Below are 22869 nucleotides of genomic sequence, written 5' to 3'. Positions count from 1 at the left end.
ACAAAAAAGTACGTGTGAAGCACAAGTTATTTTGAACCAAGTGCTTTTAATAGTTGTATTTTCATTATAATCACAAGCCAAGCTACGTATGAAAGTAGAATTAGTTCGCGTTGACGATGGGTTTCACTTTGAGGCCACAGGTTCGTCAGATATAAAAGTACATACCGATGCGTCGCCAGCCATTGGTGGCCAAAACGCGGGAGTACGTCCCATGGAGTTGTTGTTGATGGGGGTTGGGAGTTGTAGTGCGATTGACGTTGTGCTTATTCTCAAAAAACAGCGCCAAGAAGTCACCGACTTCAGAATCACCGTTGAGGGCGACCGCGTAAAAGAAGAGACCACCGAACGCTCACCTTTCCGCTCGGTTACTATTCATTATTTCTTCAAAGGAAATAACCTCGACCGCGCCAAAATCGAACGTGCGGTGAAATTGTCGATGGAAAAATACTGTTCGGCAACGGCACAATTTGAGCCTTTAGCGCAAATAGGACACACAATTACCATTGAGGAGTAAAAGAGGTTGGGGTTTTTGGGTTTACAGTTTGGGGTTGCGGGTTTACAGTTTGAGGGTTCAAAACCAAAACGGTAAACCCGAAACCGTAAACCCCAAACAAGAAACTCTAAACAGGAAACAGGAAACCCCAAACCCAAAAACCACCCTACCACCAGCGGTAAAACAAACCAACCCGCGCATTAATAGACGACGCAGCGCTGAGTCCTTCGCTTTCAATTTTAAAAGGGATGTGCTGATAAGTTGCCCCAAATTCAAGCCCCACATTTCCTGTTTTGCTCAACAACACGCGCACTCCTGCGCCTCCCTGTGCGACAAACTTAAAGCCATTGTCGCCCGTTGATAACATTCCGTAATAATTGGCTACTTCGGCAAACGCTGCTCCCAATCCTGCCTGCACATACGGCCGAACACGCGCATTGACATCCCCAACGTGATAGCTACCAGTCAACGTAATCGGATAAGCCGTGACTGTACGCGTTTGTACCGCAGAAATAGCGCCATTATCATATTCATACACCTGACGAGGCAAGCGATTCACAAAATACTGTGAACCAATCGCAAACCCCACCGACATATTGTTTTTGGGGAAAACAAAATCAACGGCCAATGAATAGTTACGAAACGTATTGGCCGCCATAAAATCACCTAACGAACCTGTAGCAACCCCCAAACCTCCCGTCAAGGAAACACGATAAGAGGTGTATCTCAAGTAAGGAGACTCTCTTTTGAACAACTGAGGTCGGTCAATAACTTGCTGTGCCTCAGCTATATTTGCCAAAAACACCCCCATAAAGCAGAGCACAATGGCGCTTATTGTTTTTACTTTTCTGATTTTCATGCCAACCATCATAAGTTGTTGTTTTACTACTTTTTCAAATACATCGACTGCTTAAATACATTGTCAATCACATTCGTCAAAGACGCCGCGTCAAAAATGCCATTTCCTCGAATCTGGGCATTCCAAACCACTTTGGGTTGCAGACCGTTGGTCGCATTTTTTAAATCCACCATTTCCAAATACCAATAGGTTTCTGAAGTTTGATAGTAAGAGTAGGTTGGAGGATAATAAAAGCCGCCGCCGCCAGTGTATCCCCAGTAGCTGTTCCAAGGGTTATAGTTGGCCACAAGCCCCGTTTGGGTTTCTCTGATGCGAGCTACACTGACGCCCAAATCTGGTTTGGCTTCACGCGTTACTCGCTTGTATCCGCGCTGCGTCATGGTCGATGTGATACGGTCTAATGCCAAATAATCTTGCGTAGAAGTCGAAACCCCCGTTTGCTGGTTTTGAATTACATATACTGTATCGGCCAAGCTAAAGGTCTGGTAATTAGCAAAATTGACCGTAGGTTCGTAATTAGTAATAAAAACTTGGGTTTCCTCTACCGTCAAATCTTTCAAGGGGTCAGGTGCGCAAGCAGTGGCTATCATTGCAACCGTTACTCCTAAAATAAGTGCTTGAAATTTAACTTTCATGGTTTATTCTCGGTTTTTTTATAACCTACTAACGAAAAGTTGGCCCAAATCATTTCATCTTTTTTATGCTCAAAATTGCCCACGACCCAATTTTTTGTCATCCCCTGCCCAAAGGCCCAAACGGAGAACCCCATCGTTTTCCAATGGCCAAATACGAACTTATTCCCGAACAGCTCTTGTATGAAGGCACTTGCACGTCCGATAACTTCTTCTCTCCTAGCTACTTGGACGAACGTTGGATTTTGGGCGTACACGATAATGACTACTGGGAAGATTTAAAAAACTTGAGAATTTCTGACAAAATGGTGCGACGAATTGGTTTTCCGCTGAATCAACGACTCATTGACCGCGAAACACGCATTGCCCAAGGAACAATCGAATGTTGTCATTTTGCGTTAACGTTTGGCGTTTCGATGAATGTCGCAGGCGGCACCCACCACGCTTATGCCGACCGTGGCGAAGGGTTTTGCCTGTTGAACGATGTGGCTATTGCCGCCAATTATTTGCTTTCGAAGCAACTTGCGGCCAAAATTCTGGTGGTCGATTTGGATGTGCACCAGGGCAATGGAACAGCCGTTATTTTTCAGAACAACCCTCAAGTTTTTACCTTTTCAATGCACGGAAAAGACAATTATCCTTTGTTCAAAGAAAAATCAGACCTCGACATTGAACTCCCTACGGGAACGCAAGACCATGAATATCTGCCCTTGCTTTATGAGACATTACCTTTCCTTTTCGACCAGCAACAGCCCGATTTTGTTTTTTACATTTCGGGCGTTGATATTTTGGAAACGGATAAATTGGGGAAATTAAAAGTAACCCGCGAGGGCTGTTATCGACGTGATGAGTTTGTATTTTCTCAGTGTAAGCAACGAAATATCCCTGTGGTGGTTTCGATGGGTGGAGGCTATTCACCGCGCTTGGCCGATATTGTGGAAGCACATTGTAATACGTATCGAATTGCCCAGCAGATGTATTTCTGAACTCCATTTACTCTCACAGAAAGCCACAGACGAAACAGCCCACAGAAAAATACTGACTCTCTCTGTGTTGTTCTGTGTCTTAAAATCTGTGTTTCTCTGTGTGAAAAAATTAGCGTAGTACTTGGTAAGTCAAAAACGCCAACCCATACGCCAGTACTGTCATGTAAGCGAGTTGAATGAGCGGCCATTTCCAGCCGTGGGTTTCGCGCTTTACAGTCGCAATGGTACTCATGCACATCATCGCAAATACGTAAAATACCAACAACGAAAATGCCAGCGCAGGCGTGTACATGGCTTCGCCTGTTTTGGGGTTTATCTCAGCACGCATTCGGGCTTTGATTGTGCCGTTGTCTTCATCGGCTTCGCTTCCAATGCTATAAATAGTGCTCATCGTACCCACAAACACTTCGCGGGCCGCAAACGAGGCTAATAACGCAATTCCTATTTTCCAATCGTATCCCAAAGGCGCAATGGCAGGTTCAATAAATTTACCAAAATGACCCGCGTACGAATGTTCCAATTTGTAGGCCGCTACCGCGTTTTCCATTTCAGCACCTGTCAGCTTAGGTTGCTCTTTTTGAATGGTTTCTTCTGCTTTTGAAATGGCATCACCTGGGCCATACGTAGCCAACACCCAAAGAATAATAGAAATCGCTACGATGATTTTACCCGCTTGGGTCACAAATGACTTGACACTGTCCCAAACGGCAATACCCACATGGTACCAGCGCGGAATTTGGTAAGTAGGCATTTCCATGACAAAATAGCCCGTTTCAGCGCTTTCAACCCTTCCTTTGATGGCCCAAGCCGATACCAAGGCACTGATCAGACCCAACAAGTACAAGCCCATGAGCGTCAGTCCTTGGAGGGTAAAAAAGCCAAGTACTGCCGTAGAAGGCACGACCAACGCAATAAGCACCGTATAAATTGGCAAGCGAGCTGAACAACTCATCAGTGGGGTAACCAATATTGTCAACAGTCGTTCTTTGCGATTTCCGATACTTCTGGCTGCCATAATGGCTGGAACGGCACAGGCTACTCCTGAAATAAGGGGCACTACACTCCGACCATTTAAGCCAAATTTTCGCATGAGTTTGTCCATAATGACCATCACCCGAGCCATGTAGCCAGATTCTTCGAGCAACGAAACCAAGAAAAACAAGAAGGCGATTTGAGGAATAAAAATCACAACCCCGCCGATGCCCGCCACCAGTCCGTCAGTCAATAAATCGGTCAGTGCTCCTTCTGGAAGTTGTTGTTTTAACCAATCATTCAACGACGCCATGCCCGCATCAATCAGGTCCATGGGATAACTGGCGAATGTAAATACGGCTTGGAAAATCACCAATAACACCGCCAAAAAAACTGCATATCCCCAGATTGGGTGAAGCAATACTTCATCTAAACGCCTCGTCCACAATGGCTTCACCAAAAACTCTGCCACCGTTTTTACCGATTCTTTGACGAGACCGTCGATGACCGCATATCGGTGCATGGTTTCGGCCGCTTGAAAACCACTTTCTTTGAAGCCGTGTTTTTCAATCATTTTATCGTAAGCGACCCGCTTTTCGTGCGGTACAAACGAAAAAATATCGTGTTGCTGAACGTGGTGCAATGCCAAATAATTATTGGAAATATCGTTCGTGCGTTTTACTTCGTCAATCAATTCAGGGAATTGGTCCGCAGGATTAAAATAATATTTCTCAACCGAAATTTTGGGGCTTTCTAGCTGTTGCACCACTGCCTGTTTGAGTTGGTCTAAGCCTTCCCCTACCCGCGCATTAATGCGAACGACAGGCACGCCCAATTTCATCGCTAATTTTACGGCATTGACTTGCAAATTTTTATCCCGAGCTACGTCGAGCATGTTCAAAGCCAAAACTACGGGCAAACCCAAATCTGCTACTTGGGTAAACAACAGCAAATTACGTTTGAGGTTGGAGGCATCAGCCACCACCACCACCACATCAGGATAATCTTCGTGGGCGGGATTCGCCAAAATATCAATGACCACTCGCTCGTCCAGCGCTTTTGGATATAGACTATACAGCCCAGGCAAGTCAACAACCACTGCTTCAGTGGCATCATTGAGCATCCAAGGGCCTGATTTTTTTTCTACCGTAACACTCGGAAAATTTCCAACTTTTTGACGCAATCCAGTCAGTTGATTAAACAACGATGACTTACCAATATTCGGATTGCCGACGATGGCGATGATGGGATTCTTTTTCAAGGGATATTAAATGCTTTCTTCAACAATAACCGTAGCCGCTTCTTCTTTGCGCATTGCCAGACAATAGCCGTTTACTTGCACACCAATTGGGTCGCCCAAAGGTGCCACAAAATCGAGCATCACCTCAATGCCAGGCAAAAAACCCATTTCGAGTAGTTTCAACGATAAATCTTCCTGGCGAAACTCTTTCACAAAAGCTCTTTCTCCCAGTTGTAAGTCGGCGATGGTTTTCATATTGGACGGGTGGTTCAGTCTATTTTCTCAAAAGGGTTTTGAGTCATATAACGCAATTTATTTAGATTGAGTTTAAATAGAACTGCACAAAATAACATTTTCAAGCCAACAATATCAAATGACACCTATCATGTTTTCCAAACAGGCCATACACACGAGCAGACATACAACTGTTTATCAATACATTACAACAAATAATATCTATACTAATTCTAAATTTTAAAGATTATTACTTCAATCAATACATTGTTTTGGTCAAGGCTCTACATTTGCTTTTCCATTTTTCGCCGTCGAATGAAAGCCACGCTCGCGTTTTTATTGGCCTCCATTGTGTTTGCACAAAGTCTCCTTCCTCGGTCGGCGACTGAGTTGTTGCATTCACCTGACGTGTGGAAACATTTTGAGGAGCACAAGGCGGAGTGCCCAGCGTCATTAAGTTTTCTTGATTTTTTGTGGATGCACTATTCCGCCGATTCGGAGCATACCAAACAAAAAGAGCATCATCTTCCAAGTTTTGATTTCAACAGTGTAGCCAGCTTTTTTGTGCTACCTTCGGCTTCTGTATCGTTTGATGCCCAAACTGTCGTTACCTTCTTAACTTCCGCCAATTTTCATTGGCTCAATTCCTACGCCTTTTTATCATTCAAGGCACTCATTTGTCCACCCCGAGCCTAGGGCTTCTTTCTTTGATGGGAGAAGTGTATCCTTTCAATGCTGCATTTCCCGCTTTTCATCTATTATAACAATAGGTCACTCGGGCAAATTCTCAATCCATTCGTCAATCAAAGCATCGGCTACTGGTTCTAGCCTCCCTACAATCGTGGTTCTTTAGGTTTCGATTTTTTAGGCGTTTCCAACTTGGACTTATAACCAAGTTCCTTGATGAGCGCCAAAAACTCTTCTGCTTTTTTTGCGGGGACGGTGACCGTGATTTGCATAGGATTACAACTTCAATTTTCAACAAAAATAAAACAAAATATGATTGATTCACTGATTCATTACAGTATCAAAAACAAGCTGGTCATCGGATTGGCAGTGGTGGCACTGGTGATTTGGGGAGGGTACTCACTTTCGCGGTTGCCGATTGATGCCGTTCCTGACATCACCACCAACCAAGTTCAAATCTTGACGCTCACGCCCACCTTGGCTGCCCAAGAAGTCGAGCAGTTTGTAACTACGCCCATTGAGTTGTCGCTCGCCAACATCCCCGATGTGACCGAGATTCGTTCGGTGTCCAAACTTGGGCTATCGGTGGTGACGGTCGTTTTTAAGGACGAGGTGGACATTGTCCGAGGTAAACAATGGATAACTGAACAACTCAAAACCGTAGAAGCTGATATTCCTGCGGAGTTCGGAAAACCCATGATTGCCCCCCTCACAACGGGTTTGGGTGAAATTTATCAATATACATTGGCCGTTAAAAAAGGGGCGAAGTCCAAATATGACCTCACCGAGCTTCGTACCATTCAAGACTGGATTGTCAAACGCCAATTGGTAGGCATTGAAGGGGTGATCGAAATCAGTAGCTTTGGGGGATTCGTAAAACAATACGAAGTAAGTGTCAATCCTGAACGCCTGCGCGCGCACAATGTCACCCTTTCGGAATTGTACGACGCCTTACAAAAAAACAACGCCAACACGGGCGGAAGCTACATCGAACGAATCGGGCAAGCGCAGTTTATTCGTGGCGAAGGGGTCGTTAAAAGCCTTAGCGACATTGAGCAAATTGTGATTAAAAACGTAGGAGGAATCCCCGTTTTGGTACGCGACGTAGCTGGGGTTGATTTCGGCCATGCCAATCGTTTTGGGGCTTTGGTGCGGAATGGCGAAGGCGAAGCCGTTGGAGGTATTGTATTGATGCTCAAAGGTGCCAACTCCGCCAACACCGTAAATGCGGTCAAAGAACGCATCGCGCGCATTCAAAAAAGCCTTCCCGAAGGCATTGAAATTGTGCCGTTTATTGAGCGCACCAAACTCATCAATAAAACCATTACCACCGTCAGCGAAAACCTGCTTTTGGGGGGACTAATCGTGATTGTGGTACTGGTACTTCTCATGGGCAGTTTGCGGGCAGGATTGGTAGCGGCTTCGGTCATTCCGTTGGCCATGTTATTCACCATTGGAATGATGAACACCTTCGATATTTCGGCCAACTTGATGTCATTAGGAGCCATTGACTTTGGGGTTATTGTGGACGGTGCCGTGATTATCGTGGAGGCGATTGTCCATCGTTTTCAAGTTTGGTACGCCGACAACAAGCGCAACAATGTCGATGACCCGCTCGAACGCGACCAATTGGTGTATGAAACCGCCAAACGCATTCGTACCTCGGCGGCCTTTGGAGAAATCATCATTTTGATGGTGTATTTGCCTATTTTATCACTGGTAGGAATTGAAGGAAAAATGTTCAAACCCATGGCCATGACGGTTGGTTTTGCCATTTTTGGGGCGTTCATTTTATCATTGACCTACGTTCCAATGATGTCGTCGTTGGTCATGGGCAAAAATTTACACAAACACTGGAATTTTTCAGAGCGGGTACTCGCTTGGTTGTACCGCCGTTATGAACCCCTCATCCTCTGGTCGTTACAATGGAAGAAAGCTACAGTTGGCATTACTTTAGGGCTTTTTATAATTTCACTTCTTGTCTTTAACCGTCTTGGCGGCGAATTTGTCCCTACCCTCGACGAGGGCGACTTGGCGATTGACTTCCGCACAGCTTCGGGGACTTCTTTGACAGAGACAATTAATTCTGCCAATAAAGCCCATCAAATTCTCCGAAAACATTTCCCCGAAATCCAACAGATTGTAGGGCGTGTGGGTGCTTCCGAAATCCCTACCGACCCTATGCCCATTGAAATGGTGGATCAGATGATTAACATGAAAGACATTTCGGAGTGGAAAAACGCCAAAAACCGTGAAGAAATGTCCGAAAAAATGGCGGCAGTATTGGCCGAAGAGCTACCTGGAACCAGCGTAGAAATGACCCAACCTATTCAGATGCGATTTAATGAAATGATTACGGGGGTACGCTCCGATGTAGTCGTTAAAATCTTTGGCAACGACCTTGACGTTTTGTACGAACGAGCCAACGCTGCGGCCAAAGTCATCGAAAAAATTGAGGGTGTCACCAGTGTACGTGTGGAGCAAATTGTGGGTTTACCTCAAATCAGTATCAACTACAATCGAGCGAAAATTGCCCAATACGGCCTGAGTATCGCCGACATCAACCGCCTCGTTCGCAGTGGTTTTGCGGGCGAAACCGCTGGAACCGTCTATGAACAAGAGCGCCGTTTTGACTTAGTAGTGCGGTTGGATGCGCAACATCGTCAAGACATTGAAAACGTGCGACAATTGCTCATCCCATTGCCACAAGGAGGAACAGTTCCGTTGGCAGAGTTGGCTGACATTGGTTTCCGCAAAGCCCCCGCCCAAATTTCCCACGAAGAAACCCGTCGGCGCATTACAATTGGTATTGGTGTTCTCAACCGTGACGTAGAAAGTGTCGTCAACGACGTTCAGGCCACGATTGAGAAAAAAGTAGCCTTACCATCGGGTTATTTTTATACGTACGGGGGAGCTTTTGAAAACCTTCAACGCGCCAAAGGACGCCTAAGTTTTGCCGTACCCTTGGCACTTTTCCTCATCTTTACTTTGCTCTATTTTACCTTCCATTCTTTAAAAGAATCGCTCTTAATATTCTCCGCCGTTCCCATGTCTGCCATCGGAGGAATTATCGCTCTTTGGATGCGCGACATGCCCTTTAGTATCTCGGCGGGTGTTGGGTTTATTGCGTTGTTTGGTGTAGCGGTTTTGAACGGAATTGTACTTATCAGCTACCTCAACGACCTTGAAAAAGAAGGAGTCACTAACTTAAAAGAACGCATCCTACGCACTGTCGAGGTACGATTCAGACCCGTAATCATCACGGCGACGGTAGCCTCATTAGGTTTTTTACCCATGGCTATTTCAAACTCTGGTGGAGCCGAAGTACAGCGTCCACTGGCCACGGTGGTGATTGGCGGGATTTTATCCGCTACGCTCCTTACGTTGGTTGTCTTGCCTGTGTTGTATGCGTTGTTTTCGAAGGTGTCCACTTCTACAAAAGGAGTAGCAAGCGTATTGGTACTGATTACACTTTCATTACCATCCCACGCACAAATCAGCGTACAACAAGCGATTGAACGAGCTTCACAGAATAACCTAACCCTAAAAACAACGGAGTTAACCCAACAATCACAAAAGGCGTTGATTGGATCGGCTTGGCAGCTGCCCAAACTCTCCGCCGATTTGGCTGCGGGGCAAACCCAAAGCCGTCCCTTTGATTATACGCTCAGTGCAGTGCAGAGTTTTGAGCCCTTCGGCGTATATCGAAATCGCGCAAAAGTGTTGACCCAACAAGTGAATGTAACTCAAAAACAACAGGAAATCCAGCGAAATGAACTGGCTTTCAGTGTCAAGCAGCAGTATTATCAAATTTTATTTTTGTATAAAAATCGCCAACTCATTCAAGCGCAAGACACCTTGTACGTAAAAGCGCTGGAGGCCGCCAAATCTCGTTACAAAACGGGGGAAACCAACCAGTTGGAAGTGGTAGCAAGCGAAACCAATCGGCGTGAAATTCAGAACCGTCGGACGGTTATTGACCGCGAGATTCAGCTGGCATTCATGGGTTTACAAACCTTACTGTACAGTAATGAATCCTTAATGATTGATACCTTGCTCAATTTACAACGCCCCACCCCTTCCCAAGAAGGAATCAATCGGTACACTGCCCTTGCATCGGAAGAATCTCAATTGAGTCGTAATTTTACGGACTTAGAACGAGCACAACTCAAACCCGACTGGAGAGTTGGAGCCGCCAATCAATCCATTGAAGGTAAACTTGGCTTTATGTACCTTTCTGGTGGTTTAGGAATACCGCTGACCAATAAACCCCAAAAAGCGCGTATCGAAGCGGCAAAAGTGAGCGAGCAAGCCAGCGAAAATCAACTCAAAGCCGTTCAGTTTCAGACCGAAGCCAACACCAAAGTTTTACGAGAAAGTCTCCAAAAACTTCAGACAACGCTCAATTATTACGAACAATCGGCACTTCCTCAAACAGAATTATTACTTAAAACTGCCTACAAACAATTTCGTTTGGGGGACATTGAATACGTAGAATTTTTCCAAAATACCCGTCAAGCTTGGCAAATTCGTGAAGCTTATTTAACGGAACAATTGCGCTTTACCCAAACCGTCATTGAGCTTGAAAAATGGCTAGGTATTGAATAGAATGACGATTTTTTGAATGACGAACGACGACTAACAACTTCAACACAATTCCAATGAACACATTAATTCACTCTATACGCCGCCTATTTTCTCTGCATTTTCCCCCTCGCCCCTTGCCTATCGCCCTTTGCTTAGTAGCAGCTCTCAGTAGTTGCAACAAGACTGAAACCGCCCAAACCGAAGAAGCAGCCCCCGAAAAGGCTCCTACCGAACTTAAACTCACGGCGGAACAAGAAAAGAACTTTGGCATTAGCCTCGGAAGTCCCGAAACCCGAACCGTATTTGACGCCATTATTCTCAATGGCGTTGTTGAATCCTCACCTCAACAAAGCGCTAGTGTGAGCTTTCCGCTCACTGGGATTATCCGCAGTATTGGAGTCTTATCTGGCAATTCAGTAGGAAAAGGGAGTACACTTGCCACCATCGAAAGCCTCGAACTCATTCAGTTACAGGAAGATTATTGGAAAACGGCAGGTCAACTTCAATTTGCCGAACAAGAACGCCAACGTCAAACCACCCTATCGCAGGAAGAAGTAGGAGCCAAACGCAAACTACAACAAGCCGAATCGGAAATGCGGGTTTTGGAAGCGACCAAACAAGGCATCGAAGCAAAACTTCAAGTGGTGGGAATTGACCCAAAATCCCTCAAAACAAATCAAATCGTTCGTACCATCGCCCTTCGCTCTCCGATTGGCGGTGTAGTTAAGAGCGTTCAAACAACCCTTGGAAAGTCCATTAACGGCGGAGAATCGTTGTTTGAAATCATTAATCAGACGGGTGCGCGTTTGGTACTTAAAGTATTTGAGAAAGACGTAGCTCGCATAAAAGTAGGCCAAAAAGTAACGTTTGACAATGGCACAGCCACCATTAGCAGTTTAGGAACTACCTTCGACCCCAACAGTCGTACCGTTGATGCTTACGCTACCCTCAACACAACCCGCTTATTGGCAGGCCAATACGTGAATGGCAAAGTGGTATCCTCGCCGCGTCAAGCCGAAACTCTCCCCGAAGCTGCGATTGTTCGCACGGGAGAAACTGCCCACGTATTTGTCAAAACTCCACAAGGTATTTATCGCCCCATCGACGTAAAAACGGGCGCTACACAAGATGGTTTTGTAGAAGTTATTTTTAACCAAAAACCAACCTTACCCATCGTTATCACAGGCGCGCAAACCCTGCAAGCCGAACTGACCAAAGGCGAAGGAGAAGAGGAATAAGGAGTAAGTACGCAAAGGGTGAAGGGCAATAGGCTAGTTGCAAAATTGCCCCTTACTTTCGTACATTAGCTGATGATTCAAGATAACTTAACACCTACGCCTCATGAACAAAGCTTTACTGGCCACTCTATTTTCAGCCGTTTTACTTGGTTTCACATTTAAAGAAAAAAAATACGATGTTGGTCACATCAAAACCAGCATGGGTGATATTTACTTTTGGCTGTACAACGAAACACCCAACCACAAAGCAAGTTTTAAAAAATTAGCGGGAGAGCATTACTGGGATTCGTTTACCTTCAACCGAGTCATCAATAATTTTGTTGCCCAAGGCGGTTGTCCTGATACCCCCGAAGGTTTCGCCAATTCACCTTATTTGCTCAAGCCAGAATTCGACAAAAAGATTCGGCACGTGTATGGCGCTGTGGGGGCAGGCCGCGACAACAACCCCGATATGCTTTCGGCGGGTTGTCAGTTTTACATTGTTCAAAACAAAAAAGGTTTGGCGCGTCTTGACGATAAATACACGGTGTTTGGGCAAGTTTTTAAGGGGATGGACATTGTGGACGCCATCGTTGCCGTCAAAACTGATTCAACAGACACCCCGCTCAAGCCGATTACACTGAAGATTCGGGTTGTTCAGATGAACGCCAAGGAACTAAAGGGATTGGGCTGGACGGGTAATCTTGATTAAAGACTACCGCATTTTTGCTCGTTTGGCCAAGTAAGCCGTCAAAATTTGATCTAAGCCTTTGGCAACATCGGCTTCGATGAAATCAATTTTATATTGTCCGCACTTGAGTCGAAGTTCGTGGTAGTATTTTTTGGCGGCTTCTTGGTATTGTTTTTTAACTTGTCCAGGCTGAATTTTCACCCGCTCACCCGATTCCAAATCAATAAACTCATACGGACGGTCATCAAAAGCAAACTCCTCTTCGGTACGGCGGTCGGTAACGTGAAACAACAACACTTCGTGCATGTTGTGACGTAAATGCTGCATGGCCGAAAAAATTCTTTCGGCTTGATTTATGTCTTCAAACATATCACTGAAAATCACCACCAACGAGCGTTTGTGAATTTTTTCGGCGATTTCGTGCAGTACGTCTGCCACGGCCGTTTTACGGAGTTCTTTGGGCTTTTTGAGAACGTTTTCCAAATCCAAAAACACTTTATGAACGTGCGATGGAGTGGACTTTATCGGAGTTTGAACTTCTATTTTATCCGAAAACGTACACAAGCTTACTGCATCTTTTTGGCGCTGGAGCAAGTTGGCGATGCTTGCGGCGGCCAACACACTGAACGTAATTTTATCGTGATTTGGCTCAGGATAATACATCGATGACGACGTATCGACCAGCAAATGGCAACGCAAGTTCGTTTCTTCTTCGTAGCGTTTTACAAACAAGCGGTCGCTTTTGGCAAACACCTTCCAGTCGATATGGCGGGTACTTTCTCCTGTATTATACAAACGATGTTCGGCAAATTCGACCGAAAAACCGTGAAAGGGCGATTTGTGTAATCCCGTGATAAACCCTTCGACGAGCTGTCTCGCCAAAAACTCTAAATTTCCGTACTGTCTTACCGTTGCAATGTCAAATTTGCGAGCGCTCATGTCGTTAAAAGGTTTTTGGGGTGTGAAGCCAAGCAAGGATGTTTTAAGTTTACAGCCGTTGCAAGCACAAATATCGTGCTAATAAACTACATTATTTGGAGACTGTAAACTTAAAACGGAAGAAGGAAGAAATTTTACTTTAATTGGACAAAGCCCGCTCAATAATGTCACCTGTATCGGTAATCATCTCATTTTGGCCCAGCAGCACCATTCCCTCCATCCCAACTACACGGAGGGTGACATTGGCAACGCCAGAACCCAGAATTCCCAAATATTGTGCGGCCGAACGACTCAAATCAATCAGACGGGTGCGGTGGTATGGCCCGCGGTCGTTGATACGCACAATCACCGTGCGCTTATTAGAAAGGTTTGTGACCTCCACCATGGTGTTGAAAGGCAATGTACGATGCGCGGCAGTATATTCTTTCTGATTGAATGGCTCACCTAATGACGTTTTGCGCCCGTTAAAGATTTGTGCATAAAATGATGCTCTTCCTTGCTCTTCCTTCCCCAACAATTGGGCTGATGCTGGATTTACTTTGATCAGCGACAACAATACAAGTACATAAAAAGTGGTAGAATACATAGATTTGTTCGGGTTATTTTTCACCAAAAATGACAATTTGACTAGGAGTCCCCTTGAACGCATACTCAAAAAAATGCAACCTTTTTTGAGTTTAAGGGCTGAAAATTAAGCAAAAAACAAACACGAACTACGTTTTTTACAAATTGACATACAAACCCCAGCCTATAACAACGTAAAAACCAACAACTTTATTTTGAAAATATTTTGACTACCAACAACAAAAGACGTACTTTAGCGTTTGGTATAACTCTAAACCTCAAAAGGATAGTGGAAGACAAAGACAGAGAAAAAATCTACTCGAAACGCGTAAAGGCAGGGAAAAGAACTTACTTTTTTGATGTGCGTTCAACTCGTTCAAATGATTACTACTTGACGATTACAGAAAGTCGCCGTTTTCCGCAAGGAGATGGGTTTGCTTATGAAAAACACAAAATGTTTCTCTACAAAGAAGACTTCGATAAGTTTGTAGATGCCCTTCAAGAAACCGTAGCCCACATTAAAACCGAATTGATGCCCGACATAGATTTTTCTCAGTACGCCGTACGTGAAGAAGAAGACTATACAGGTAGCGATTTGAAGTGGGATTAATCAACCTTTCCTGACCTATCCTATGCCCTGCCTCTGGTTGCCCAGAGGCTTTTGGTTTTGTAGCCACCACAAAAAGCACTAATTTTGCGGCTGCTATTGTATAATCACAAATTCACATTGCTCGATAAAGAACCCACGGCCACGATTGGACCGCTTCTGAATTCGTCAATCAATAATCGTAAATCAACTAATGTCTCTCCAATGTGGTATTGTCGGATTGCCCAACGTAGGTAAATCCACTCTTTTTAGCGCATTATCAAGTGCCAAAGCCGAAGCTGCCAACTATCCTTTTTGTACCATTGAGCCCAACGTTGGAGTGGTTGAAGTACCCGACGAGCGCATCACTGTCCTCGAACGCCTCATTAATCCACAACGTACCGTTCCGACCATCGTTGAGATTGTTGACATCGCAGGTTTGGTTCGCGGGGCCAGCAAAGGCCAGGGTCTTGGTAACCAGTTTTTGGCCAATATTCGTGAGGTGGATGCGATTATTCACGTGGTTCGTTGTTTTTCGGACGACAACATTGTTCACGTAGAAGGCCGCGTCAACCCCGTCAGTGACAAAGAAATTATCGACCTTGAGCTTCAACTCAAAGACCTTGATTCCATTGAGAAAAAATTTGCTCGGGTAGAAAAAGCAGCCCGCGTAGGTGATGCCAAAGCCAAAGTAGAGCTCGAAATTCTGACACGCGTCAAAAATGCGCTCTTTCAAGGAAAAAGCGTGCGTGCTGTCGGTTTGACGGACGATGAAAAAGCAGCCATTGCCGATCTTCAACTGCTCACCATCAAGCCCGTTATTTATGTAGCCAACGTGGATGAAACATCCATTCAGACAGGCAACGAGTACGTAGATCAGCTCAAAGCTGCCGTGGCCGAAGAAAACGCCGAAGTAATTGTGCTTTGCGCCGCCATCGAATCCCAAATCGCTGAAATGGAAGATGCCGAAGAACGTGAAATGTTTTTGGGCGAATACGGTCTTACGGAATCGGGGCTTTACAAACTCATCCGTGCTTCGTACGCCATTTTGAACTTGATTACCTATTTTACCGCAGGTGTCAAAGAAGTACGGGCTTGGACGATTCAGCGCGGCTGGAAAGCCCCTCAAGCAGCAGGAGTGATTCACACTGACTTTGAGCGTGGTTTTATCCGTGCGGAGGTTATCAAACTTCCCGATTACGAAAAATACAAAACTGAAGCAGGTTGCCGCGATGCGGGCAAAATCTCCGTAGAAGGCAAAGAATACATTGTACAAGACGGCGACATCATGCACTTCCGCTTCAATGTGTAGGTTTAAAAATAAAATTCCCTTTAAAAAAGGTGCCGAGGGTTTTCGGCACCTTTTTTATTAGCCGAAACAACGCTTTTTCATTTTTTTTTGATAATTTCCAGCTTAGTCTCTTCGCCTAAACTTAATCGTTCATCAACCACCTTAACTCTTTTTTATGAAGCGTATTTTACTTGGTTTACTGTTATTGGCCTCTTCTTCTCTTTTAGCTCAAATCAGCAGCGACAGCGTAGTTGTCATTAAAAACGTTTCTCTTTGGGATGGACTCTCCGAGTCGGTGATGCCTAATGCTCAAGTGATTATTGTTCACAATTTAATTAAGCAAGTGGGCAGCAACTTGACCGTTCCTAAAGGTGCAAAAGTCATTGATGGCAAGGGAAAAACACTTATTCCTGGATTAACGGACGCGCATTTACACATCATGCTCAACGTTTCGATGAGTGCAGTTAGCAACACTGCTCATTGGGCTTATGTGAGTGCACGCGCTACTAAATCTGTGCACTCGTATCTAATGCTAGGTTTTACCACTATTCGCGACATGGGCGGCCCTATTTTTGGCATCAAAGAAGCCATCGACGAGGGTACCATTCCTGGCCCCCGTATTTATCCATCAGGCGCTTTTATCAGTCAAACTTCGGGGCATGGCGATTTACGCAATCGCAATGACGCAAACCCAAATTGGACAGGACAAGCCGTCAATGTAGCACAAACGCAGGGCTGGGGATACCTAGCCGATGGCCGTCCACAAGTCCTTAATGCCGTACGTGAAAACCTTCGACAAGGAGCATCCCAAATCAAAATGATGGCAGGTGGAGGCATTTCTACCGTCTTTGACCCCTTGCATACGGTTCAATTTACCCTCGACGAATTACAAGCGGGAGTCGAAGCGGCGGCCGATTGGGGCACCTATGTTTCGGTTCACGCTTATTATCCTGATGCTATCAAAAGAGCATTGACCGCTGGGGCAAAAACGATAGAACATGGCCACCTAATCGACGAAGAGGCCATGCAACTTTTGAAGGAAAAAGGCGCTTTTTTGGTGCCTCAAAGTTACTGGGCTGACATCCCGCTCCAATTTTCGTCGAACGCCCGAAAGTTCAAACTTGTCAAGGAAGGTGCACTCAATGAAATGGCTTTGGCAAAAAAATACGGGGTAAAAGTAGCTTTCGGTACCGATGTCTTTGGTAAAATTGGCATTGAAACCGATGCTCTCAAAGAATTTACTTCTCGGCTTCGTTGGTACAGGCCCGTCGAAATCCTTCGCCAAGCCACCTCCCTCAATGCCGAACTGTTTGCCCAAACGGGCAAGCTGAATCCATACCCCGCCCCGCTCGGAGTCATTAAAGAAGGTGCCTACGCCGATTTATTAATCTACGACGGGAATCCCCTCGAAAAGTTAGATATTGTCACGAAGCCCGAAGAATTTTTGAAGTTTATAATGAAAGACGGCAAGGTGTATAAAAATAACCTTTAAAATGCAGAAGCCCGACTTAGCTAATTAAGTCGGGCTTCGTGTTTGGTTTTGTTGATGCTTGATGTACTGAATTTAACCTAATCGACGACTTCTTTTTTTCTAAACAACGCCCGAAAAGTACCCGCCATGTGTATCACGTGATCAACCCGATTTTTGGCTTGACTGAGTACATGAATATTTACTTCTTGTTCGAGCAATTTGCCAAATGATGCCGATAACATATACATTTCTTCGACATTCACTGAAAAGTCATTCACCACAAACTTTTGAAATCCTCGGTCTTGTAAATTGGCAAAATAAAGGACAAGGCAAAAATTTTCACCCTCGAAGTACGAAATCACTTTGTCAACGTCAAACTTCTTGGGCATTTCGTGATGGTCAACCAGTGCATCAATAATTTCTTCTTCCTCATTGGTCATGTACAAATGAGGCGTCAGATAAACAGGTGGTTGATAGTTCATTTTACTTAATCTGATTATTGGAATACCTAGCTTTTCTACTTAGAAAACCACTGGAATGCGACAAAAATGGCACACACAAATCTATTTTCATAACTTTTTATATATTTTATTGAATTATTTATATTTTACACTCAGTTGCGTTTTAATCTAATCCAAAGGAAAAAATGCCTATTTTTATTACTATTCCCTTTGGCGACATCCAAGTTTGAAGGTATTTCCCAAAAAATGCCTTTTTATCTTTCTTTTTACAACTCATTTTTAGCAAAAAAATATTTTCACAAAAGCCAAAAAAGGACGCGTTCCCGCGTCCCCTTAATCTATATATGATGTCTTATTGGTAAAAAATTACCGAGAAATATCAAGTACTTCAAATTCCATTGCCCCCGCTGGTACTTGGATTTGGGCTTTTTCGCCTACTTTTTTCCCCATCAAGCCCTTCCCAATGGGTGAGCCTGCTGAAATTTTTCCTTGTTTAAGATCTGCCTCTTCCTCTGCCACCAATGTATAGGTTACAACTGCATTGTTACGGCAATTTTTGATTTTTACTTTTGATAAGATGCTCACTTGCGATGTATCAATCGACGATTCATCCAAGACCCGCGCGTTACCTACTATTTCTTCTAATTTAGCGATTTTTGCTTCGTGTAAGCCTTGCGCATCTTTGGCTGCATCGTACTCGGCATTTTCGCTCAAATCACCTTTATCACGGGCCTCGGCTATTGCACGAGCTATTTCCTGACGGCCGCGTGTTTTTAAGTCCTGCAATTCAGCCTTGAGCTTATTGAGACCTTCTTCGGTGTAATATTGTAACTTAGCCATAGTGCTGTTGTGTACGTTAATTGTTTAGTATTATATATCTGTCCTATCACTTATTTCTTCCACTAAAGACAAAAAAAAAGAACGGTGAAATGACCGCTCTACTACAAATGGGGTAGCTCTGTCACTTCTTCCTAAAAGACCGAAAAGAATTGGTTGTGTCGGTTCATGGTCGAAATTTGAACCACAAAATTAGCAATATTTGCAACGGGAATCAAGACTACATCAGTTTGAATCCAAAAAATTACTCTAAAAATCATATCTAATAATCGACAAAACGATTTTCTCAGTGTATATGTCAAAGCTTCGAATCATTTTTATGGGAACTCCCGAGTTTGCCGTGAGTAGCCTTCAAAAACTTGTAGAAAGCGGGTGCAACGTGGTAGCCGTTGTTACTGCCCCCGATAAGCCCGCTGGGCGTGGGCTGCAACTTACTCCTTCCCCCGTAAAACACTATGCGGTTGCTCAAGGTATCCCTGTTTTACAGCCTGAAAAGCTAAAAAACCCTGCTTTTTTGGAAGAATTACGTAGCTACCAAGCCGATTTGCAGGTTGTAGTGGCGTTTCGAATGCTGCCAGAAGTTGTCTGGAACATGCCCCCCAAAGGCACATTCAACCTACACGCCTCTCTCCTCCCTCAGTTTCGCGGTGCAGCACCTATCAATTGGGCGATTATCAACGGAGAAACCGAAACGGGCGTTACTACCTTTTTTCTTGAACACGAAATTGATACAGGGAACATTATTTTTCAAGAAACCGAGCCTATTCACTACGAAGATAACGTTGGGTCTTTGTACGAACGATTGATGCACAAAGGAGCGGAATTGGTCGTTCGGACTGTCAATGCCGTTGAGGCGGGAAACTATCCACAGTTACCCCAATCGCAAAGCGAAGTACTCAAAGCTGCCCCTAAGATTTTTAAAGAAACTTGCGAAATCAATTGGAATCAGTCCACCGAAGCGGTTCGGAATTTTATCAGGGGTCTATCGCCTTATCCTGCCGCTTGGACTACCTTAAATGGCAAATTGTGTAAAATTTACAAAAGCTCAGTGGCAACACAAATACCAACCGACAACGGTAGTCACTTATTTACGGACAACAAACACCTACTGCTTTTCAAAACTGCCGATGGCTGGTTGTCCATTGACGAGCTACAGTTGGAAGGAAAGAAAAGAATGGGAATTGAAGAGTTTTTGAGGGGCACCAAAATAACGATTGCCTGAGTTCTTTTGAGAAATATTGACTTTCCAAAATAATAAAAGCCGCTACTTGACAGAGCGGCTTTTGTCGTTGATAAACGGAACTGATATAAAAACGACGCTCAGGCAGAAAAAGTTTTAGCCTTGAAAAATAATCTCACTATTTTTCATATTATTGCATAAAATCAACATTTGTTGATTTTTCTTGAAAAAAGTGACAGATATATGCTCCAACAAACCATCTACGAAGTACGAATTACCTACATCGGTAGCCTCACTGGTCTGCGCGAACGGGAGCCATTTGTTTGCTATTTTTCAAACTTAAAGAAGACTGTAGAGAACTTGACCGCCCAACTCGCCCTCAACGGTTGGCCACTAAAAATCAATTACACGGCGGTCTATCGCGGGCTAAAAATGAAGAATAAATACCACTGCGATTTTGAAGTAGCAGGGTATAAAGTGTTTAGGATTTCTATTACTCCTTGCGTACTTAATCCTGTTCTCACAACCCTGGGGATTGACGAAATGCCTGCTTATAAGAAGTAATCTGTTCTTCTCTATGATGTCAACCATAAGAGATTGAAAGCATTAAAAAAAGTAGCCTCAGCGAGGCTAAATCTTAGTAGAAAAAAGGGGTGAAGACCATCCCAAAGCCCCATCGGTGCGGCCGTCGCTCGGTGACATCTTTTACCGAACGTCGGCCGCACTGATGGGGCTTTGGGGAGACTTGGAGCATTCTTTCTACTAAGATGTCGGTCCTCTGGAGCAATAAAGAGTAAAGCTATATTTTAATGCGTTCAATCTGATTCAGCAATGACTTTGAGTTCGAGGCCGAGTTTTTTCCCCTCTTCCACCATCAAACCAAATGCTTGTTCGTACTGATTAGGAATGATTCCATCAAGAATCGCCTCCCGAACGGCTGTTTTGATAATCCCCACTTCTGCCGAAGGTTTGAGGCCAAAGGCTTGCATGATGACCTCACCCGTAATGACGGGCTGGAAGTTCCGAATCTTATCTCTTTCTTCAAGGTCGTATAATTTTTGCTCAACCTTGTCAAAATTGGCCAAATGCTTACGAACTTTATCGGGATTCTTAGACGTAATATCGGCGCGGCAAAGCGTCATTAATGCCTCCAAATCATCGCCCGCGTCAAACAACAATCGACGCAAAGCCGAATCGGTAATTTCTTCTTTTGACAGGGCGATAGGACGTAGGTGAAGGCGAACGAGTTTTTGCACAAAGCGCATACTTTCGTTCATTGGCAATTTCATTTGGCGGAAAATGCGTGGGGTCATTCTGGCGCCCAATTCTTCGTGACCGTGAAACGTCCAGCCTACTTTTTTGTCAAATCGCTTGGTAGCAGGTTTGGCAATGTCGTGCATGATTGCCGCCCAACGCAGCCATAAGTCGTTGGTATGTTTCGAAATATTATCAAGTACTTGAAGCGTATGATAGAAATTATCTTTGTGCCCCTTACCATCTTGGTATTCAGCCCCTTGTAGCTCTACAAACTCAGGAAAAATCAATTTTAAAATTCCCGCTTGATGTAGCAATTTAAAGCCATAAGAAGGAGTTTTGGCTAAAATAATTTTGTTGAGTTCGTCATTGATACGCTCCTTTGAAATGATGGAAATACGCTCCGCCATTTGCACAAGGCCGTCAAAAGTATCGGGCTCAATGTCGAAATTAAGTTGGGTTGCAAAACGGGCTGCCCGCATCATTCGGAGCGGATCGTCAGAAAAAGTAATGCCAGGTTCGAGAGGGGTACGAATGAGTTTTTTTCGCAAATCACTCATCCCATTGAAAGGGTCGATGAGGTCGCCATAGTTCGCTATATTTAAGCTGATTCCCATGGCATTGATGGTAAAGTCACGGCGATTTTGGTCGTCTTGCAAAGTACCATCTTCCACAATCGGCTTCCGCGACTCACTGCGGTACGACTCGCGGCGCGCCCCTACAAACTCCACCTCAAGGTCGTCAGTTTTGAGTTGGGCAGTGCCAAAATTTTTGAATACAATAACCTGTACTCCAAGCCGTTCTGCTACTTTCTCGGCTAACTCTACTCCACTTCCAACACTTACTATATCAATGTCCTTGGAAGGACGATTCAGGATTAAATCACGCACGTATCCCCCAATGACATAGGCTTCAACACCCAGTTCACGGGCGCTATCGGCAATGACCTTAAAAAGGGAATTGGAGGCTAAAACTTCACTAAAATTCATTCGGATTGCTTTTGCAAACTGCAAAGATACTATTTCTTTAAACTTTCGCCCGTGAGTTGGTGTTCATTCAGGAAGAAAAAAAGTATCAATGGAAGAAATAATTAATAAAGTAGCCAATAGTGGGCTTGTTACCTTGGATTTGGAAGATTACTACCACCAAGGTGAGCGCGTAGTGTATGACCTAAAAGACAACCTTTTTATGGGGCTGATTCTCAAGGAAAAAGACTTTCGTGAGTTTCTCAAAAGTCACGATTGGGCACAGTACGCAGGCAAAAACGTGGCCATCACTTGCACCGAAGACGCCATCATCCCAACTTGGGCCTATATGCTGTTGACGCTACAATTGGAGCCTCACGCCAATACCGTCGTGTTTGGTAGCCTCAACGACCTCGAAGAAAAACTTTATTTTGATGCCATTGCCCGCATTGATGTGGAGGCTTATCGCGATGTTCGCGTGGTGGTGAAAGGTTGTAGCAAACACCCCGTTCCGACGGCGGCTTACGTAGAACTGACGCGCAAACTTCAACCCGTTGTGCAATCGCTTATGTTTGGCGAGCCTTGTAGCACGGTACCGCTCTTCAAAAAACCGAAAACCAAATAACACACGTTCTACAAAGGTTGTGCCTCTCCGAGGCAAAATTGACGAAGAACAGCTTCGGAGAAGCTCAACATTTGTAGCCACAAACGTTACGCCTCGCC

21 protein-coding genes are annotated in these 22869 nt (G+C 44.6%); 12 read left to right on the top strand and 9 right to left on the bottom strand.

Features of this window, described 5'->3' with window-relative positions; genetic code table 11:
• The first annotated feature begins 88 nt into the window (after positions 1-88).
• Positions 89-514 (top strand): OsmC family protein, encoded by a 426-nt coding sequence (locus K339_RS0125715; protein ID WP_028526173.1) that lies wholly within the window; start codon positions 89-91, stop codon positions 512-514.
• Positions 515-659: 145 nt separating this feature from the next.
• On the opposite strand, the gene K339_RS36230 is transcribed toward K339_RS0125715, so the two are convergent.
• Positions 660-1352 carry an OmpW family outer membrane protein gene (locus K339_RS36230; RefSeq protein WP_169731898.1) on the bottom strand — a complete coding sequence of 231 codons (693 nt, stop codon included), beginning with the start codon at positions 1350-1352 and terminating at the stop codon, positions 660-662.
• Positions 1353-1378: 26 nt separating this feature from the next.
• Positions 1379-1987 carry a DUF4136 domain-containing protein gene (locus K339_RS0125705; protein WP_051398253.1) on the bottom strand — a complete coding sequence of 203 codons (609 nt, stop codon included), beginning with the start codon at positions 1985-1987 and terminating at the stop codon, positions 1379-1381.
• 65 nt (positions 1988-2052) lie between these two features.
• On the opposite strand from K339_RS0125705, the gene K339_RS0125700 reads away from it, so the two are divergent.
• Complete coding sequence (locus K339_RS0125700) at positions 2053-2970, top strand: histone deacetylase family protein (RefSeq protein ID WP_028526171.1); 918 nt, start codon at positions 2053-2055, stop codon at positions 2968-2970.
• A gap of 109 nt (positions 2971-3079) precedes the next feature.
• Here the strand turns inward: K339_RS0125700 and feoB are convergent, their stop codons facing one another.
• Together feoB and K339_RS0125690 are read right to left on the bottom strand one after the other, a co-directional pair.
• Entirely contained in the window at positions 3080-5203 is a 2124-nt protein-coding gene (feoB, locus tag K339_RS0125695) for a ferrous iron transport protein B (RefSeq protein ID WP_028526170.1), read from the bottom strand.
• A gap of 6 nt (positions 5204-5209) precedes the next feature.
• Positions 5210-5437: a FeoA family protein gene (locus K339_RS0125690; protein WP_037301893.1), complete on the bottom strand. Its 228-nt coding sequence runs from the start codon at positions 5435-5437 to the stop codon at positions 5210-5212.
• 294 nt (positions 5438-5731) lie between these two features.
• Here K339_RS0125690 and K339_RS36225 point away from each other — a divergent pair, with 294 nt between their 5' ends.
• The 4 genes from K339_RS36225 (at position 5732) to K339_RS0125665 (ending at position 12619) form a co-directional block, all read left to right on the top strand.
• Positions 5732-6112 (top strand): hypothetical protein, encoded by a 381-nt coding sequence (locus K339_RS36225; RefSeq protein WP_051398252.1) that lies wholly within the window; start codon positions 5732-5734, stop codon positions 6110-6112.
• Between the two features lie 207 nt (positions 6113-6319).
• Positions 6320-10711, top strand: coding sequence for a CusA/CzcA family heavy metal efflux RND transporter (locus tag K339_RS0125675; protein WP_310586652.1), 4392 nt, complete (start codon positions 6320-6322; stop codon positions 10709-10711).
• Between the two features lie 53 nt (positions 10712-10764).
• Positions 10765-11928, top strand: a complete 1164-nt coding sequence (locus K339_RS0125670) for an efflux RND transporter periplasmic adaptor subunit (RefSeq protein ID WP_084332314.1) — start codon at positions 10765-10767, stop codon at positions 11926-11928.
• A 103-nt stretch (positions 11929-12031) separates the two neighbouring features.
• Complete coding sequence (locus tag K339_RS0125665) at positions 12032-12619, top strand: peptidylprolyl isomerase (protein ID WP_037301891.1); 588 nt, start codon at positions 12032-12034, stop codon at positions 12617-12619.
• A 3-nt stretch (positions 12620-12622) separates the two neighbouring features.
• Here K339_RS0125665 and K339_RS0125660 read toward each other — a convergent pair whose 3' ends face one another.
• Complete coding sequence (locus tag K339_RS0125660) at positions 12623-13537, bottom strand: DUF58 domain-containing protein (RefSeq protein ID WP_028526165.1); 915 nt, start codon at positions 13535-13537, stop codon at positions 12623-12625.
• 139 nt (positions 13538-13676) lie between these two features.
• A complete protein-coding gene (locus K339_RS34810; protein WP_037301947.1) occupies positions 13677-14123 on the bottom strand; it encodes a septal ring lytic transglycosylase RlpA family protein in 447 nt (148 codons plus the stop codon).
• Positions 14124-14390: 267 nt separating this feature from the next.
• Here K339_RS34810 and K339_RS0125650 point away from each other — a divergent pair, with 267 nt between their 5' ends.
• From K339_RS0125650 to K339_RS0125640, 3 genes are all read left to right on the top strand, one after another.
• The gene (locus tag K339_RS0125650; protein WP_028526164.1) at positions 14391-14711 is read left to right on the top strand and encodes a DUF3276 family protein; all 321 of its coding nucleotides are present in this window, start codon (positions 14391-14393) and stop codon (positions 14709-14711) included.
• 190 nt (positions 14712-14901) lie between these two features.
• Positions 14902-15999 carry a redox-regulated ATPase YchF gene (gene ychF / locus K339_RS0125645; RefSeq protein WP_028526163.1) on the top strand — a complete coding sequence of 366 codons (1098 nt, stop codon included), beginning with the start codon at positions 14902-14904 and terminating at the stop codon, positions 15997-15999.
• 154 nt (positions 16000-16153) lie between these two features.
• On the top strand, positions 16154-17470 hold the full coding sequence (locus K339_RS0125640) for a metal-dependent hydrolase family protein (protein WP_028526162.1): 1317 nt from the start codon (positions 16154-16156) through the stop codon (positions 17468-17470).
• A gap of 77 nt (positions 17471-17547) precedes the next feature.
• On the opposite strand, the gene K339_RS0125635 is transcribed toward K339_RS0125640, so the two are convergent.
• Entirely contained in the window at positions 17548-17931 is a 384-nt protein-coding gene (locus K339_RS0125635) for a hypothetical protein (protein WP_157607748.1), read from the bottom strand.
• A gap of 345 nt (positions 17932-18276) precedes the next feature.
• A complete protein-coding gene (gene greA / locus K339_RS0125625; RefSeq protein ID WP_028526160.1) occupies positions 18277-18750 on the bottom strand; it encodes a transcription elongation factor GreA in 474 nt (157 codons plus the stop codon).
• Positions 18751-19042: 292 nt separating this feature from the next.
• On the opposite strand from greA, the gene fmt reads away from it, so the two are divergent.
• Together fmt and K339_RS0125610 are read left to right on the top strand one after the other, a co-directional pair.
• Positions 19043-19969 (top strand): methionyl-tRNA formyltransferase, encoded by a 927-nt coding sequence (gene fmt, locus K339_RS0125615; RefSeq protein WP_262506079.1) that lies wholly within the window; start codon positions 19043-19045, stop codon positions 19967-19969.
• Positions 19970-20170: 201 nt separating this feature from the next.
• A complete protein-coding gene (locus tag K339_RS0125610) occupies positions 20171-20491 on the top strand; it encodes a hypothetical protein (RefSeq protein ID WP_028526158.1) in 321 nt (106 codons plus the stop codon).
• Positions 20492-20742: 251 nt separating this feature from the next.
• Here the strand turns inward: K339_RS0125610 and K339_RS0125605 are convergent, their stop codons facing one another.
• Positions 20743-22170: a CCA tRNA nucleotidyltransferase gene (locus tag K339_RS0125605; protein WP_028526157.1), complete on the bottom strand. Its 1428-nt coding sequence runs from the start codon at positions 22168-22170 to the stop codon at positions 20743-20745.
• Positions 22171-22258: 88 nt separating this feature from the next.
• Between K339_RS0125605 and K339_RS0125600 the strand changes: the two genes are divergently transcribed.
• A complete protein-coding gene (locus K339_RS0125600) occupies positions 22259-22771 on the top strand; it encodes a DUF2480 family protein (protein WP_028526156.1) in 513 nt (170 codons plus the stop codon).
• Positions 22772-22869: the final 98 nt, after the last annotated feature.

This window comes from Runella limosa DSM 17973, from assembly GCF_000482465.1.
GTDB lineage: Bacteria > Bacteroidota > Bacteroidia > Cytophagales > Spirosomataceae > Runella > Runella limosa.
This window is presented reverse-complemented; position numbering and strand designations above follow the sequence as displayed.